The sequence below is a fragment of the Streptomyces sp. NPDC053513 genome, from assembly GCF_044544765.1.
Classification (GTDB): domain Bacteria; phylum Actinomycetota; class Actinomycetes; order Streptomycetales; family Streptomycetaceae; genus Streptomyces; species Streptomyces litmocidini.
Genome location: NZ_JBITXP010000019.1, coordinates 130,534 through 146,536, shown reverse-complemented (window position 1 = coordinate 146,536; position 16,003 = coordinate 130,534). Strand labels below are relative to the sequence as shown.

Below are 16,003 nucleotides of genomic sequence, written 5' to 3'. Positions count from 1 at the left end.
GGTGCGGGTTCAGGCGCGGAACGCGGAGGCGCCGCTGATGGGCGCCGTCCCGTGTGCCCACCCGTCCCGCCCCAGCGGGACGATTGCCCACACGGCGGGTGGGAACCGGTCCGGCAGGCACGGGGGCACCGCCCCAGCCAGGCGCGGGCCCGCGTGGGAGGTGGCGGAAGGGCGCCGCCCAGCCGCGGCAGAGCCCCCGTGCGGCGCCGTCCAGCCATGGCCCGGCCCCCATGACGCAAGGGCGCCGCCCAGCCCCGCGTCGCTCGTTCGGGTCACAGCCCCCCGGCTCCCCGGACAAACCCCGACAACCCCCGGCACCCTGTCGTCCATGCGTGCCGCACACCCGCCCCCCGCCGCCGACACCACCGCCCTGAGCCGCCTCCTGGGCACGGCCCTCGACGCCCTGCGGGAAGGAGCACGGGCCAGGGGCGGCCCGCTTCCGGCGGGCGGTCCGGAGGCCGTGGCCCGGCGGGTGCGCGAGGTGCTGGGGGAGCCGTTCCCGGAGACGGGGCGGGGCTCCCAGGAGGCCCTCCGCACCCTCGTCCGGGTCCTGGCGGAGGGCGCCGCCGACCCCGCCGACCCCCTCTGCGCCGCCCATCTCCACACCCCGCCCCTCGCGCTCGCCGCGGCCGCCGACCTGGCCGCCTCCGCGCTGAACCCGTCGATGGACTCCTGGGACCAGGCGCCCGCGGCCTCCGCCCTGGAGGCCGAGGTCACGGCGGCGCTGGCCGCCGAGGTCTTCCCGGCCGCACCGCACCCCGACGCGCTCGTCACCACCGGCGGCACCGAGTCCAACCAGCTCGCCCTGCTCCTGGCCCGGGAGCGGCACGGCAGGGTGACGACCGTCGTCGGGGCCAACGCCCACCACTCCTTCCGCCGCGCCGCCTGGCTCCTCGGCCTGCCGGAGCCGGTCGTCGTGCCCACGCCGAGCGGCACGATCGACCCGGAAGCCCTCCGCGAAACCCTCCGCGAAACCCTCCGCGAAACCCTTCACGGAGCCCCGGCCCGCACGGACGGCGGGCCCGTCCTCGTCGCCGCCACCGCCGGCACCACCGACGGGGGCCTGATCGACCCGCTCCCGGAGATCGCCGAGGTGTGCGCCGGCGCCCGCGCCGAGCTCCACGTCGACGCCGCGTACGGCGGTCCCGTCCTCTTCAGCAGCGTCCACCGCCGGCTCCTCGACGGCCTCGACCGGGCCCGTACCGTCACCGTCGACCTGCACAAACTCGGCTGGCAGCCGGCCGCCGCGGGACTCCTCGCCGTACGCGACGCCGCCGACCTGGCCGTCCTCGGTCACACCGCCGACTACCTCAACGCCGACGACGACACCGAGGCCGGCCTCCCCGACCTGCTCGGCCGCTCCCTGCGCACCACCCGCCGCCCCGACGTCCTCAAGACCGCCGTCACCCTCCGCGCGCTGGGCCGCACCGGCCTCGGCGCGCTCGTCGACCGGTGCATGGAGCTCGCCCAGGACCTCGCCGACCGGGTGGAGAAGGCCCCCGGCCTCGACCTCAGGGAACGGCCCGTGCTCACCACCGTCCTCTTCCGGCCCACCGGCGCCGACGACACGACCGTCGCCGCGATCCGCCGCGCCCTCCTCACCGAGGGCCGGGCCGTCCTCGGCCGGGCGGAGGCCGACGGCCGCCTCTGGCTCAAGGCCACCCTGCTCAACCCCCATGCCACCCCCGGCGACCTGGACCGGATCCTCACCCTCGTGGAAGGCGGCACGCACCGATGACCGGCGACACCCCCCAGCAGGACCTCGATCAGCCCCACGACCTGGTGGGCGTCGGCATCGGTCCCTTCAACCTCTCGCTGGCCGCCCTCGCGCACGGCGTCCCCGGCGGTCTCGCCGCCACCTTCTACGAGCAGCGGCCGGCCTTCCACTGGCACCCCGGGCTGCTCCTCGACGGCGCCACCCTCCAGGTCCCCTTCCTGGCCGACCTGGTGACCCTCGCCGACCCCGCCAGCCCCTGGACCTTCCTCAACTACCTGAAGAGCCGCGAGCGCCTCTTCCCCTTCTACTTCGCCGAGAAGTTCCACATCCAGCGCGCCGAGTACGACGCCTACTGCCGCTGGGTCAGCGAGCGGCTCCCCGGGCTCCGCTTCGGCCACCAGGTCGACTCGGTCCGCTGGAACCCCGAGCGGCGGCTGTTCGAGGTCGACTTCACGCAGGTCGACCCGGAGGGCGAGGCCGAGGCCCTGGGCCGCGCCTACACCCGGAACGTCGTCCTGGGCGTCGGCACCGAGCCGTACGTCCCCGAGCCGCTCCGGCCGCTCGCCGACGCCCCCGGCGTCCCGGTGATCCACTCCGCCGACTACCTGACCCACCGCGAGTCGCTGCTGCGCGCCGGCCACGTCACCGTCATCGGCTCCGGCCAGTCCGGCGCCGAGGTCTTCCTCGACCTGCTCCGCGCCCGCCCCGCCGGGGCCGAGCGGATCCACTGGCTGGCCCGGACCGAAGCCTTCGCCCCCATGGAGTACTCCAAGCTCGGCCTGGAGCACTTCACCCCCGACTACACCCGCTACTTCCACGCCCTGCCCGAGCCGGTGCGCGACGAACTCGTGCCCCGCCAGTGGCAGTTGCACAAGGGCATCGACGCGGACACCATCGCCGCCATCCACGACGAGCTCTACCGCCGCACCCTGCACGGCGGCTGGCCCGACGCCGTCCTCACCCCCGGCGTCCGGGTCCGCACGGCGGGGCGGGTCGCCACCACGCAGGTCGAACTGCACCTCGAACACGTCCAGCAGGCCACCCGTTCCCGGCTCACCACCGACGCCGTCGTCCTCGCGACCGGCTACCGGGAGCGCCCGGTGGACCGGATGCTCACCGGACTCGACCCGTATCTGCGCCACGACTCCGCCGGGCGCCCCCGGGTCGACGAGCGGTACCGCCTGGTCCTCGACCCCTCCGTCACGGGCTCCGTGTACGTCCAGAACGCCGAGCGCCACACCCATGGCGTCGGCGCCCCCGACCTGGGCCTGGCGGCCTGGCGCAGCGCGACCATCCTCAACTCGGTCACCGGCAAGGAGCCGTACCCGCTGCCGCGCCGCACCGCCTTCACCAGCTTCGGCCTGGACGCGCGAGAGGCGCCGGGCATCCCGGCCCAGGGCCGGAAGCTGACGCCTCTCGTCCAGCAGTAGGAGCTAGAAGACCGGCACGCCGTCCCGGGTCAGCTTCCAGTCCACCGACGCGAAGCGGCCCGGGTCGACCGTGCCCTTCGCCTTCACCCACTGGATGATGGTGTTGCGGATCTCCTCCGAGTTGGCCCACAGCTGCTCGGCCTTGGCGACGTGCGGGAACGCGCCGCCGCCGCTGGCGCGGTAGTTGTTGACCGCGAGGACGAACTTCGCCGCCGGGTCGAGCGGCCTGCCCTCGAAGGCCAGGTCGACGATCCGCTGTCCGACCGGCTTCGCGATGTCGATGTCGTACGTCAGACCCGACACGGCGTCGTAGTTGTAGTCCGGGGTGCTGTCCGCGTTGGTGAGCTTCGCGGTGTCGACGGGCGCGCCCGCCGGGGTCTGGACGTAGTACTTCGCCGAGTACTCCAGGTAGTCCTTCAGCTGGGCGCCGGTCAGCAGACGGGCCTCCAGGGTGTTCTCGAAGGGGTAGAGGCCGGCGGCGTCCTTGATGCTGATCTCGCCGGCGGGGATCCGGGCCGTGCGCGAGAAGCAGGAGGCCTGCGAGAGCACGGGCAGACCGGCGTACGCGCCGCCCGCGAGGGCCGCCTTCACCGTCTCGGCCTGGACGACGTTGATCAGGTCGATGATCGGCTCGTCCTTCCAGGGGGCGTCGGCCGTCGTCATGGCCGCTGTGGAGGTGCCGATGACCTGGTTGACGTACGCGACGACCTTCTTGTGCTCGTCGGCGAGCAGTCCGGTGATCTCCGGGTCCTCGGCGACCGTGTTGGAGTTGAGGACCTGCGCGCCGACCTTCTCGACGACCCAGCGGCCCTTCTCCCACACCAGGTCGAAGTCGAAGAGGGTGAGGCGCTGGCCCCACTTCAGGGGCTCGGACAGGACGACGTCCTTGCCGGTCTCCTTGTTCGCGACCTTGTACTCGGGGATCTCGGTGTGGGCGTGGCCCACGAGGATCGCGTCGATGCCGGGGACCTGCTCGGCGACGAGCGCGGCGGCGTTCTCGATGTACGGGAGCTGGTCGCCGTACGAGGAGGTGCCGGAGGAACCGGAGTGGGCGGAGACGATCACCACGTCGGCGCCCATGGAGCGCAGCTTCGGCACCCACTTCGCGGCCTGCTCCTCCAGGCCGGGGAAGACCATCTTGCCGGTGACGTTGGCCTTGTCCCAGATGGCGATGCCCGGGTTGGTCAGGCCGAGCACCGCGACCTTGACGTCCTTGCCGTGCGGGGTGCGCAGGCAGTGCATGCTGTACGGGGCGAAGGCCGGGCGCAGGGACTTGGCGTCGAGCGCGTTGGCGCCGAGCAGCGGGAAGTCGCACTGCTCCTCGAACTTCCGCAGCACCGGGATGCCGTAGTTGAACTCGTGGTTGCCGAGCGCGGCGGCGTCGTAGCCGATGGCGTTCATGGCCTGGGCCATCGGGTGGACCGGGCCGCCGGTCTGGGTGATCGGGTCGACCTTGGCGTAGTAGTACGAGAGCTGGGTGCCCTGGATGGTGTCGCCGGCGTCGATGAGGAGGGTGTTGCGGCGGCCCTTCGCGGCGCGGACCTGGTTCACCAGGGTGGAGATCTTGGCGAGGCCGACGTCGTTGTGCGCCTTGTCGTCGAACTCCTTGTCCGTGAAGTAGTCCCAGTTGAAGACGTTGCCGTGCAGGTCGGTGGTGCCCATCACGGTGAAGGAGTACCGCTTCTGCGGACGCGGGCGGCCGGGGCCGGCGGCCTCGGCGGGAACGGCGACGGCTCCGGCGACGGCCACTCCGGCCCCGGCGGCGGCCGAGCGCTCCAGGAACGTCCTGCGGTTCAGCGGCATGTGTTTCTCCCCTTGTGGTTCTGTCGACGCGTGCGCCGGCCACGGCGCACAACGCGCGTAGATTCTGGCTCAGACCGCACTGTCGCAACAGCCCTTTCGGGTTACGGAGTGGGAAAGTGTTCGGTATGACACAGCCGCATCCCACCCCCGAGGCGCCCCAGGTGACGGTCCGCGGCGAGGGCCGCCTGGAGGTGGAGCCGGAGCTGGCGCGGATCGGCGTGACGGTACGGGCCGGGGGCACCGACCGGGCCTCGGTGCTCGCCGCCCTGACGGGCCGTAACGCCGAGGCGGTCGCCCTCCTCAGGTCGTACGGCGAGGCCGTCGCCGCGCTGGAGACGGGCGCCCTGTCCGTCAGTCCCGAGCCGGCCCGGCACGGCCGCGGCGAGCGGGTGCGCGGCTACCAGGGCTGGGTGCACCTGTCGGCCGAGCTGACCGATTTCACCGCCCTCGGTGAGCTCGTCACGCACCTCGCCGACCTGGAGTGGACCCGGGTGGACGGCCCCTGGTGGGCGCTGCGTCCGGACTCCCCGGCGCACGCGGAGGCGCGCCGGCGGGCCGTGCGGGACGCGGTGCGCCGGGCGCGCGAGTACGCGGAGGCGCTCGGCAGCTCCCTGGTGGCGCTCCTCGAACTCTCCGACACCGGACTCGCCCCGGGCATGCCGGCTCCGGCCGGCGGGATGCGCATGGCCTTCGCCGCCGAGGCGGTGGAGGCGCCTGCTCCGCTGGAGCTCGAACCCCAGCGGCAGACGGTCACCGCGGAGGTCGCGGCACGGTTCACCATGGAGCCGCCCGCACTCTGAGACGAACGGCTTTTCGGTCCGTAACCCGCTCATCGGAGCAAGCCGCCGCACAGATTCAAGACTTGTCAACAACCTTTCATGGAAAGGTTGTTGAGTCGTCATGCCGGGCGCCTTCGCTACCCGCTGGTAAGCCCTAGTCTCGACTCATGCGCCGAGCGAAAATCGTTTGTACCCTTGGGCCCGCCACCGAAACATACGACCAGATCAAGGCGTTGGTCGAGGCCGGAATGGACGTGGCCCGCTTCAACCTCAGCCACGGCAGCTACGCCGATCACGAGAAGCGCTACCAGCACGTTCGTGAGGCCGCGGACGAGACCGGTCGCAGCGTCGGCGTCCTCGCCGACCTTCAAGGCCCGAAGATCCGTCTCGGCCGCTTCCGCGAGGGTCCCGTACTCCTTGAACGCGGCGACGAGTTCACCATCACCGTCGATCCGGTGGAGGGCGACCGCCACCACTGCGGCACGACCTACGCCGGCCTCGCCGGGGACGTGACCGCGGGCGAGCGCATCCTCGTCGACGACGGCCGCGTCACCCTGGAGGTCACCTCCGTCGACGGCCCCCGCGTGCACACCCGCGTGATCGAGGGCGGCATGGTCTCCGACCACAAGGGCCTCAACCTGCCCGGCGTCGCCGTCTCGGTCCCGGCCCTCTCCGAGAAGGACATCGAGGACCTGCGCTGGGCGCTGCGCACCGGTGCCGACGTCATCGCCCTCTCCTTCGTCCGCAACGCCCGGGACATCGAGGACGTCCACCGGATCATGGACGAGGAGGGCCGCCGGCTCCCCGTCATCGCCAAGATCGAGAAGCCGCAGGCCGTCGAGAACATCGAGGAGATCGTCGCCGCCTTCGACGGCATCATGGTCGCCCGCGGCGACCTGGGCGTCGAGATGCCGCTGGAGCAGGTGCCGATCGTCCAGAAGCGCGCGGTGAAGCTGGCCAAACGCAACGCCAAGCCGGTCATCGTCGCCACCCAGATGCTCGACTCGATGATCGACAACTCCCGCCCCACGCGCGCCGAGGCGAGCGACGTGGCGAACGCGGTCATCGACGGCACCGACGCCGTGATGCTCTCCGGCGAGACCAGCGTCGGCCGCTACCCGATCGAGACGGTCCGCACCATGAGCCGCATCGTGGAGGCCGCGGAGGAGGACGTCCTCGCCAAGGGCCTGCCCCCGCTGACCGAGCGGAACAAGCCCCGCACCCAGGGCGGTGCGGTGGCCCGCGCGGCCGCCGAGATGGGCGACTTCCTGGGCGCCAGGTTCCTCGTGGCCTTCACCCAGTCCGGCGACACGGTCAGGCGGCTCTCCCGCTACCGCTCGCCGATCCCGCTGCTGGCCTTCACCCCGGACCCGGCGACCCGCTCTCAGCTCAACCTCACCTGGGGCGTGGAGACCTTCCTCGGCCCGTCCGTGGACTCCACGGACGCGATGGTGGCCCAGGTCGACGAGGAGCTGCTGCGGATCGGCCGCTGCCGACCGGGCGACATCGTGGTCATCACGGCCGGCTCCCCGCCGGGCGTCGCGGGCTCCACGAACCTGGTGCGGGTGCACCACATCGGGGACCCGCTCTCCTAGTACGCAGGACCGCGCGCGACGGTATACCAAAAAGAAGCCCGCCACCAGCATTCGGTGGCGGGTTCTTGCGTTTTCGAGCAGATTGGAATCCCAGACGGAACTTACGGCTCCGTAGCCCTTGACGGGCTCTCTCGGCGAAACCTACGTTCGGTCGAGCGGAAAACGGCTTCCACCTTGTGGAAACGTCCGAACCCCGTGCCCACCTCCACCGGTCGCAGAGGGCCTTTCTTCCCTGCGCGCCGCACCCACCGCGGCGCCCCCGGTCCCTCCGCGACCCCAGCGCACACGTGAGGGCCCCTGATGACCGCCCTGGACGCCACCCGGCCGCCCGAGACCCCGACGACCGACGGAACCACCAGTTCCGTCCTGTACGCCTACGACCTGGCCCCCACCAAGAAGGAGGGGCGCCGCTGGGGCGCGTACAACGTCTTCACCCTCTGGGCCAACGACGTGCACAGCCTCGGCAACTACGCCTTCGCCATCGGCCTCTTCGCCCTCGGCCTCAACGTGTGGGGCATCCTGGCGGCCTTCCTCCTCGCCTCGGTCCTCCTCTTCCTGCTGCTCACCCTCTCCGGCTTCATGGGCCACAAGACCGGCGTCCCCTTCCCGGTCATGAGCCGCATCGCCTTCGGCATCAGGGGTGCGAAGATCCCTGCCGCCGTCCGCGGCACCGTCGCCATCGCCTGGTTCGGCATCCAGACCTACCTGGCCTCCACCGTCCTCGGCGCCCTGCTGACCGCCCTGTTCCCCGGGCTGCGCCCCCTGGACGAGAACTCCTTCCTCGGCCAGTCGGCCCTCGGCTGGATCACCTTCCTCGGCCTCTGGGCCGTCCAACTCGTCATCGTCAGCTACGGCATGCAGATGATCCGGCGCTACATGGCCTTCGCCGCGCCGACCACCCTCATCACCATGTGCGCCCTGGCGGTCTGGATGTTCGTCCGGGCCGGCGGCTCGATCTCCCTCTCCGTCGACGCCCCGCTCGTCGGCGGCGAGATGTGGCTCCAGGTCCTCCAGGCCGCCGCCCTGTGGGTCGTCATCTACGGCACCTTCGTGCTGAACTTCTGCGACTTCACCCGGTCCGCCAGGAGCCGCGCCTCGATCGTCCGCGGCAACGTCATCGGCATCCCGGTGAACATGCTGTTCTTCGCCGTCATCGTGGTCGTCCTCAGCGGCGCCCGGTTCAAGCTCGACGGCCGGATCATCACCAGCCCCACCGACATCGTCCGGACCATCCCGAACACGGCGCTCCTGGCGATCGCCTCGCTCGCCCTCATCGCCCTCACGGTCGCGGTGAACCTGCTGGCCAACTTCGTGGCGCCGATCTACGCCCTCATCGACCTCTTCCCGCGCCGGCTGAACTTCCGGAGGGCCGGCGTGGTGAGCGCGGTGGCCGGCCTGGTCATCCTGCCCTGGAACCTCTACGACAGCCCGGTCGTCGTCAACTACTTCCTCGGCGGACTCGGCGCCCTCCTCGGCCCGCTGTTCGGCGTGATCATGGCCGACTACTGGCTGCTGCGGAAGTCCAAGGTCAACGTCCCCGACCTCTACAGCGAGGACCCGCGGGGCGAATACCACTACAGCCGCGGCTTCAACCCGAGGGCCGTCGCCGCCTTCGTGCCCGGCGCCGCGATCGCCGTCACCGTCGCCCTGGTGCCCCTCTTCCACCCCGTCGCCGGATTCTCCTGGTTCGTCGGCGCCGTCCTCGGCGCCGCGGTGTACGCGCTGATCGCGGACCGCACCGCCCCCGTCCGGGACGTGGACGGCGAGGCCATCGCCGTCGCCGCCGAATGAACCGGCCCCCCGCCCGTCACACCGAAAGCCGTCCCATGCGCATCCTCGTCGTCAACGTCAACACCACCCCGTCGATCACCGACGCCATCGGCGCACAGGCGGCCGCCGTCGCCTCGCCCGGCACCGAGATCGTCCCGCTCACCCCCGCCTTCGGCGCGGAGTCCGTCGAGGGCAACTACGAGAGCTATCTCGCCGCCCTCGCGGTGATGGAGGCCGTCCGCGCCTACCCCGAGCCGTTCGACGCCGTGATCCAGGCCGGGTACGGCGAGCACGGCCGCGAGGGCCTCCAGGAACTCCTCGACGTCCCGGTCGTCGACATCACCGAGGCCGCCGCGAGCACCGCCATGTACCTCGGCCGCAGCTACTCCGTCGTCACCACCCTCGACCGTACGGTCCCGCTGATCGAGGAGCGGCTGCACGTCGCCGGCCTGAGCGCCCGCTGCGCCTCCGTACGGGCCAGCGGGCTGCCGGTCCTCGCCCTGGAGGAGGACGAGGAGACCACCGTCGAGGCGATCGTGGAGCAGGCCGTCCGCGCGGTCGAGGACGACCGGGCCGAGGTGATCTGCCTGGGCTGCGGCGGCATGGCGGGTCTCGCCGAGCGCGTGGTCGAGCGCACCGGCGTCCCCGTCGTGGACGGCGTCGGCGCCGCCGTGACGATCGCCGAGTCCCTCGTACGGCTCGGCCTGTCCACCTCCAAGGTGCGCACCTACGCGCCGCCGCGACCGAAGGCGATCCTCAACTGGCCGCCGGAGTACGCCGTCTGAGCTCACGTCATGCGGAGGTCCGGGCCTCGGGGCCCGGACCTCCTGCCCGTTTCGAGGAATTTCAGGAGTTCCGGGAGTCCCAGGAGTTTCCAGGAATCCCAGGAGTTTCCAGGAGAGGAGAACCCCCTTGTCCGAGATCCAGCTCGTCATCCGCTCGACACGCGTCATCACCCCCGAGGGGACGCGCCCGGCGTCGATCGCCGTCTCCGGAGGGACGATCGCGGCCGTGCTGCCGTACGAGGCCGAGGTGCCCGCCGGCGCCCGGCTGGAGGACGTCGGCGACGACGTCGTCCTTCCCGGGCTGGTCGACACCCACGTCCACGTCAACGACCCGGGCCGCACCGAGTGGGAGGGCTTTTGGACCGCCACCCGCGCGGCCGCGGCCGGCGGCATCACCACCCTGCTGGACATGCCGCTCAACTCGCTGCCCCCGACCACCACCGTGGAGAACCTGCGGATCAAGCAGGAGGTCGCCCGGGCCAAGGCTCACATCGACGTCGGCTTCTGGGGCGGCGCCCTGCCCGACAACGTCAAGGACCTGCGGCCGCTGCACGACGCCGGCGTCTTCGGCTTCAAGTGCTTTCTGTCGCCCTCCGGCGTCGAGGAGTTCCCCGAGCTCGACCAGGAGCAGCTGGCCACCTCGCTGGCGGAGATCTCCGGCTTCGGCGGCCTGATGATCGTGCACGCCGAGGACCCGCACCACCTGGCCGCCGCGCCGCAGCGGTCGGGCGGCGCGTATGCCGACTTCCTCGCCTCCCGGCCCCGGGACGCGGAGAACACCGCGATCGAGAACCTGATCAACCAGGCCCGCCGGCTCGACGCCCGGGTCCACGTGCTGCACCTGTCGTCCTCGGACGCGCTGGCGGCCCTCGCCGCGGCCAGGGCCGAGGGCGTGAAGGTCACCGTCGAGTCCTGTCCGCACTTCCTGACCCTGACCGCGGAGGAGATCCCGGACGGGGCGACGGAGTTCAAGTGCTGCCCGCCCATCCGTGAGGCCGCCAACCAGGACGCGCTGTGGCAGGGGCTGGCGGACGGGGTGATCGACTGCATCGTCTCCGACCACTCGCCGTCCACCGCGGATCTGAAGACGCCGGACTTCGCCTCGGCCTGGGGCGGGATCTCCTCGCTGCAGCTGGGCCTGCCGGCGATCTGGACCGAGGCCCGCCGCCGCGGTCACACCCTGGAGGACGTGGTGCGCTGGATGTCGGCGGGCCCGGCCCGGCTGGCGGGGCTGGAGCGCAAGGGTGCCATCGAGGCCGGCCGGGACGCCGACTTCGCCGTCCTGGACCCCGACGCCGTCTTCACCGTCGACCCGGCCGAGCTCCAGCACCGCAACCGGATCACCGCCTACGCGGGCAAGACCCTCCACGGCGTCGTGAAGTCCACCTGGCTGCACGGGGAGAGGATCAATGAAGGGGGTGTCCTGACCGAGCCCCTCGGTCGGCTCCTGGAGCGGAACACCTAGGAGTCTCACCCCTAGGAATCAAAGGTAAAGTGCCCCGGGTGGGATTCGAACCCACGCTGTATGGTGTTTGAGACCACTGCCTCTTCCGCTGGGCTACCGGGGCATCCTTCGAAACGAAGGTCGGTGATCACCCGCCGTGTCCCTACCTTACAGGAGGTAGGTAGGCTCATGGGGAGCTGTATCCGCCTCGGAACGAGGCCATCGAACGAGGAGCCCGCGTGACCGCCCCCGAGTCGCCCCAGCCCGCCGACGACGCCGAGGCGTCGCACGTCCCGCCGCTGACGACCCGCGTCGTCATCGCCGAGGACGAGGCCCTCATCCGCCTCGACCTCAAAGAGATGCTGGAAGAAGAGGGCTACACGGTCGTCGGCGAGGCCGGGGACGGTGCCACGGCCGTCGAACTCGCCCGTGAGCACCGCCCCGACCTCGTCATCCTCGACGTGAAGATGCCCGTCCTCGACGGCATCTCCGCCGCCGAGAAGATCGCCGGCGAGTCCATCGCCCCGGTCCTCATGCTCACCGCCTTCTCGCAGCGCGAGCTCGTCGAGCGGGCCCGGGACGCCGGCGCCATGGCGTACCTGGTGAAGCCCTTCAGCAAGAGCGACGTGGTGCCGGCCATCGAGATGGCCGTCTCCCGCTTCGCCGAGCTCCGCGCCCTGGAGCAGGAGGTCGCCGACCTCTCCCAGCGCCTGGAGACCCGCAAGCTCGTCGACCGCGCCAAGTCGATCCTGCAGACCCAGTACGGCCTGACGGAGCCGGCCGCGTTCCGCTGGATCCAGAAGACCTCGATGGACCGCCGCATGTCGATGCAGCAGGTCGCCGAGGCCGTCATCGAGGACGCCGAGGAGAAGAAGGCGGCCAAGGGCCAGTAGCCCTTCCCGTACGCGTTCCCGTACACGAGAGGAGGCCCGCCCCGCGCGATGCGGGGCGGGCCTCCTCTCGTCGTACTGCCGGGTGGTGCTACTCCTCGCCGAGGTACGTCTTGCGGACGTCGTCGTTGACGAGCAGGTCCCGGCCGGTGCCGGACAGCTTCATCGTGCCGACCTCCAGGACGTAACCGTGGTCCGCGAGGGAGAGCGCGGCCTGCGCGTTCTGTTCGATGAGCAGGATCGTCATGCCCTCGGACTTCAGCGTCGCGATGGTCTCCATGATCTTCTGCATCATGATCGGGGAGAGACCCATCGAGGGCTCGTCCAGCATCAGCAGCTTGGGCCGGGACATCAGCGCCCTGCCCATTGCCAGCATCTGCTGCTCACCGCCGGAGAGGGTGCCCGCGGCCTGCTTGCGGCGCTCGCCCAGGATCGGGAAGAGGTCGTAGGACTTCTGGATGTCCTTTTCGATCCCGTCCTTGTCCTTGCGGAGGAAGGCGCCGAGCCGGAGGTTCTCCTCGATGGTGAGCCGGGGGAAGATGTGCCGGCCCTCGGGGGAGTGCGCGAGGCCCAGCGAGACCACCTTGTGCGCCGGGATGCCGTTGAGCAGCTGACCGTCGAAGACGATCTTGCCCGAGGTGGGCTTGAGCAGACCGGAGAGGGTCCGCAGGGTCGTGGTCTTGCCGGCGCCGTTGGTGCCGATCAGGGCGACGACCTGGCCCGCCTCGACGGAGAAGGAGATGCCCTTGACGGCCTCGATCTTGCCGTAGGCGACCCTGAGGTCCTCGACCTCCAGAAGCGCGGTCACTTGGAGTCTCCTTCGGTGGTGCTGTCCGCGTCGGCGGAGGGAGCCGCGTCGGCGGGGGTGTCGGCGGAGGGAGCCCCGCCGGCTTCGTCGGCTTCCGCTTCGGGGGCCTCGTCGGCGGCGGCAGGCTCTTCGGCGGCGTCGGCGGTCTCCGCCTCGGGTGCCTCGTCGGCGGGCTCTTCCGCGGTCTCGGCAGCCTCTTCGGAGGCCTCGGCCCCGGCGGCCTGCTCCGCGGCTTCCTCCGCCGCCTGCTCCGCGGCCTCGACCTCGGCCGCCTCCTCCGCGCCGGGCGCGTCCTCGTACGGCGTGCCCAGGTACGCGGCCACGACCCGCTCGTCGCCCTGGACGACCTCGGCCGTGCCCTCGACGAGCTTCTCGCCCTGGACGAGGACGGCCACCCGGTCGCACAGCTTGAAGATGAACTTCATGTCGTGCTCGATGACCAGGACCGCGATGCCGAGGTCGCGGATCGCGAAGACGAGCTCCTCGGTGGTGCGGGTCTCGCTCTGGTTCATGCCGGCCGTCGGCTCGTCGAGCAGCAGCAGGCCGGGGTCGCTGGCGAGCGCGCGGGCGATCTCCAGCTTGCGCTGCTCGCCGTACGGCAGGTTGCGCGCCAGGTGCGACGCCTTGTTCGCCAGGCCCACGAACTCCAGGAGTTCCATGGCCCGTGCGTGCGAGGCGGCCTCCGCCTTCTTGAAGCCGGGGCCGCGCAGCAGCGCCGACCACAGGCCCTCCTTGGTCCGGGTGTGCCGTCCGACGAGGACGTTCTCCAGGACCGTCATGTTGGAGAAGAGGCGGATGTTCTGGAAGGTACGGGCGATGCCGGCCTGGGTCACCAGGTGCGGCTTCGGCGGCAGGACCGTCCCCTTGTAGCTGACCTGACCCTCGGTCGGGACGTACAGGCCGGTCAGGCAGTTGAAGAAGGTGGTCTTGCCGGCGCCGTTCGGGCCGATCAGGCCGACGATCTCGCCCTCGCGGACGGTCAGGTCGACCCCGCGCACGGCGGTCAGACCGCCGAAGCGCATGGTGACGCCGCTGGCTTCCAGGACCGGTGCGGCCGTGACGGTGCCGGTGGCGGTTTCCGTGGTGGTGGTCGTCATGGCTTTCACGCCCCTGCCTTCGCCGTGCCGACGCCCGCGTCCTCGGACTGGCGCTGCTCCGGCACGACCTGCTGGTCGTCGTCGTTCTCGTGGAATTCCAGCTGCGCCCGCTTGTTGGCGATGAGGCCCTCGGGACGGAAGCGCATGAGCAGGATCAGGGCGATGCCGAAGCCGAGCAGCTGGTAGTCCTGGAGGAAGGACAGCTTGGCCGGGATCAGGAAGAGGAGGGCGGAGCCGACGATCGGGCCGGTGATGGTGCCCATGCCGCCGAGGATGACGGCCGCGAGGAGGAACGCGGAGTTCGGCGGGACGGGGCCGGCGAAGACGTAGTTCTCCGGGACCACCGTGGTGTTGACGTGCGCCTGCACGGTGCCCGCGAGGCCGGCCAGGGCCGCGCCGAGGGCGAAGGCGACCAGCTTGACCCGGAAGCCGTTGATGCCCATCGCGGTGGCGGCGGTCTCGTCCTCGCGGATGGCGACCCAGGCGCGGCCGATGCGGCTGTTGCCGGCGCGGGAGAAGACGACCACGACCAGCGCCATGACGAGGATCATGAGCAGGTAGTAGTTGGCGTAGGCGCCGAGCTCGATGCCGAGGACGGTGTGCGACTCGCCGAAGTTGTACCCGAAGAACTCCAGCTGCGGGATGTTCGGGATGCCGTTCGGGCCGTTGGTGATCTGCGGGCCCGAGGTGCCGTCGAGGTTGCCCATGGCGATGCGGAAGATCTCACCGAAGCCGAGGGTCACGATGGCGAGGTAGTCGCCGCGCAGTCGCAGGGTCGGCGCGCCGATGACGACGCCGAAGACCAGCGAGGCCGCCATGCCGGTCAGAGCCGCCGCCCAGAAGGGGAACTGGACGCCGAACGCGGAGCTGGTGGCGCCGGAGACGAGGGCCGCGGTGTACGCGCCGACGCCGAGGAAGGCGACGTAACCGAGGTCGAGCAGACCGGCGAGACCGACGACGATGTTCAGGCCGAGGGCGACGGTCGCGAAGATCAGGATGTTGACCGCGATCAGCGTGTACGTGTCGCCGCTCTGCTGGATGAAGGGGAAGGCGATCGCCATGACGATGGCGGCCGTGACCGTCACCTGGCGGTTCCGCGCGGTGATCTGCGCGAGCCGGGTGGTGAGCCCGGACCTGACCAGCGCCGTGGCGGAGAAACCGACCAGGATCAGGTACGCGACGAAGAGCTGCGGCTCGTTGTCGTCGGTGTCGATGCCGAAGGTGACGACGTACAGGCCGAGGGCGAAGACCGCGACGATGACCAGGATCTCGGCCCAGGACGGCAGCTGCTTGGCGGGAGCGGCCTTGCGCTCGGGCTTGGCGAGCCGGATGGTCTGGTAGAGCCAGACGGCGAACCGGAAGGCCAGGTAGACGACAAAGCCGGTGATGATCACGAGGAACCAGGGCCAGCGGATCTTCCTCATCTCCGCCTCGACCTTGCGGTCGAGCGGCAGGCCGAGTGCACCGACGAAGGCGATGATCACGCCCGCCGCGGCGACATAGCCGCCCGGCTCCAGGTTCGCGAGACCGCCCAGTTCGACCGCGATGGCGCCCAGTGTGTAGAGGGTGGTGGCGAGCGCGGCCAGGGCCGCGAGGAAGGTGACGTTGTTGCTGCCCACCGGGTTGAGCCACCGCAGACCACGGATTCCGTACCCCGCGAGCGCGAAGAGCAGCGTAAGAGCCCCGCCGACGATGGTCAGCACCTGGAGTTCGGCCGGGTACCCGTAGACCGTGAGGTCACCGGGGAACGCGCTGGTCCAGGTCCAGGCGAGGAAGGCGGACACGATGGCGGTGCCGGAGCCGGCGATGGTGAGGGCGCGGGCGGCGCCTTCCGGCATCGGGATGACCGGAGTCGTCTCGGTCGTGCTGGTGGTTGTCATGGTGC

General features: G+C 71.0%; 12 protein-coding genes and 1 tRNA gene. 8 read left to right on the top strand and 5 right to left on the bottom strand.

Features of this window, described 5'->3' with window-relative positions:
• Positions 1–328 precede the first annotated feature (328 nt).
• Together ACIGW4_RS27800 and ACIGW4_RS27795 are read left to right on the top strand one after the other, a co-directional pair.
• Complete coding sequence (locus ACIGW4_RS27800; protein ID WP_399583418.1) at positions 329–1,738, top strand: pyridoxal phosphate-dependent decarboxylase family protein; 1,410 nt, start codon at positions 329–331, stop codon at positions 1,736–1,738.
• Complete coding sequence (locus tag ACIGW4_RS27795; RefSeq protein WP_123451264.1) at positions 1,735–3,147, top strand: lysine N(6)-hydroxylase/L-ornithine N(5)-oxygenase family protein; 1,413 nt, start codon at positions 1,735–1,737, stop codon at positions 3,145–3,147. Before ACIGW4_RS27800 ends, ACIGW4_RS27795 begins: the two co-directional genes overlap by 4 nt.
• A gap of 3 nt (positions 3,148–3,150) precedes the next feature.
• On the opposite strand, the gene ACIGW4_RS27790 is transcribed toward ACIGW4_RS27795, so the two are convergent.
• Positions 3,151–4,950: a bifunctional metallophosphatase/5'-nucleotidase gene (locus tag ACIGW4_RS27790; protein ID WP_398712610.1), complete on the bottom strand. Its 1,800-nt coding sequence runs from the start codon at positions 4,948–4,950 to the stop codon at positions 3,151–3,153.
• Positions 4,951–5,075: 125 nt separating this feature from the next.
• Between ACIGW4_RS27790 and ACIGW4_RS27785 the strand changes: the two genes are divergently transcribed.
• From ACIGW4_RS27785 to allB, 5 genes are all read left to right on the top strand, one after another.
• On the top strand, positions 5,076–5,750 hold the full coding sequence (locus tag ACIGW4_RS27785; protein ID WP_123451260.1) for an SIMPL domain-containing protein: 675 nt from the start codon (positions 5,076–5,078) through the stop codon (positions 5,748–5,750).
• Between the two features lie 146 nt (positions 5,751–5,896).
• Entirely contained in the window at positions 5,897–7,324 is a 1,428-nt protein-coding gene (pyk, locus tag ACIGW4_RS27780) for a pyruvate kinase (protein ID WP_359589295.1), read from the top strand.
• A 300-nt stretch (positions 7,325–7,624) separates the two neighbouring features.
• A complete protein-coding gene (locus ACIGW4_RS27775) occupies positions 7,625–9,115 on the top strand; it encodes an NCS1 family nucleobase:cation symporter-1 (protein WP_399583413.1) in 1,491 nt (496 codons plus the stop codon).
• A gap of 35 nt (positions 9,116–9,150) precedes the next feature.
• On the top strand, positions 9,151–9,879 hold the full coding sequence (locus tag ACIGW4_RS27770; RefSeq protein ID WP_359589297.1) for an aspartate/glutamate racemase family protein: 729 nt from the start codon (positions 9,151–9,153) through the stop codon (positions 9,877–9,879).
• A gap of 127 nt (positions 9,880–10,006) precedes the next feature.
• Positions 10,007–11,344 (top strand): allantoinase AllB, encoded by a 1,338-nt coding sequence (gene allB / locus ACIGW4_RS27765; protein WP_399583409.1) that lies wholly within the window; start codon positions 10,007–10,009, stop codon positions 11,342–11,344.
• A 30-nt stretch (positions 11,345–11,374) separates the two neighbouring features.
• On the opposite strand, the gene ACIGW4_RS27760 is transcribed toward allB, so the two are convergent.
• Positions 11,375–11,447: transfer RNA gene (locus ACIGW4_RS27760), tRNA-Leu, on the bottom strand.
• 115 nt (positions 11,448–11,562) lie between these two features.
• On the opposite strand from ACIGW4_RS27760, the gene ACIGW4_RS27755 reads away from it, so the two are divergent.
• Entirely contained in the window at positions 11,563–12,216 is a 654-nt protein-coding gene (locus ACIGW4_RS27755; protein WP_030692632.1) for an ANTAR domain-containing response regulator, read from the top strand.
• Between the two features lie 88 nt (positions 12,217–12,304).
• Here the strand turns inward: ACIGW4_RS27755 and ACIGW4_RS27750 are convergent, their stop codons facing one another.
• Genes ACIGW4_RS27750 through ACIGW4_RS27740 form a run of 3 tightly spaced genes read right to left on the bottom strand, consistent with a single transcriptional unit; the run spans position 12,305 to position 15,998 of the window.
• Complete coding sequence (locus ACIGW4_RS27750; protein ID WP_398711615.1) at positions 12,305–13,021, bottom strand: ABC transporter ATP-binding protein; 717 nt, start codon at positions 13,019–13,021, stop codon at positions 12,305–12,307.
• A complete protein-coding gene (locus tag ACIGW4_RS27745) occupies positions 13,018–14,118 on the bottom strand; it encodes an ABC transporter ATP-binding protein (protein WP_399583406.1) in 1,101 nt (366 codons plus the stop codon). Before ACIGW4_RS27745 ends, ACIGW4_RS27750 begins: the two co-directional genes overlap by 4 nt.
• Positions 14,119–14,123: 5 nt before the next feature.
• Positions 14,124–15,998: a branched-chain amino acid ABC transporter permease gene (locus ACIGW4_RS27740; protein WP_399583424.1), complete on the bottom strand. Its 1,875-nt coding sequence runs from the start codon at positions 15,996–15,998 to the stop codon at positions 14,124–14,126.
• Positions 15,999–16,003 lie beyond the last annotated feature (5 nt).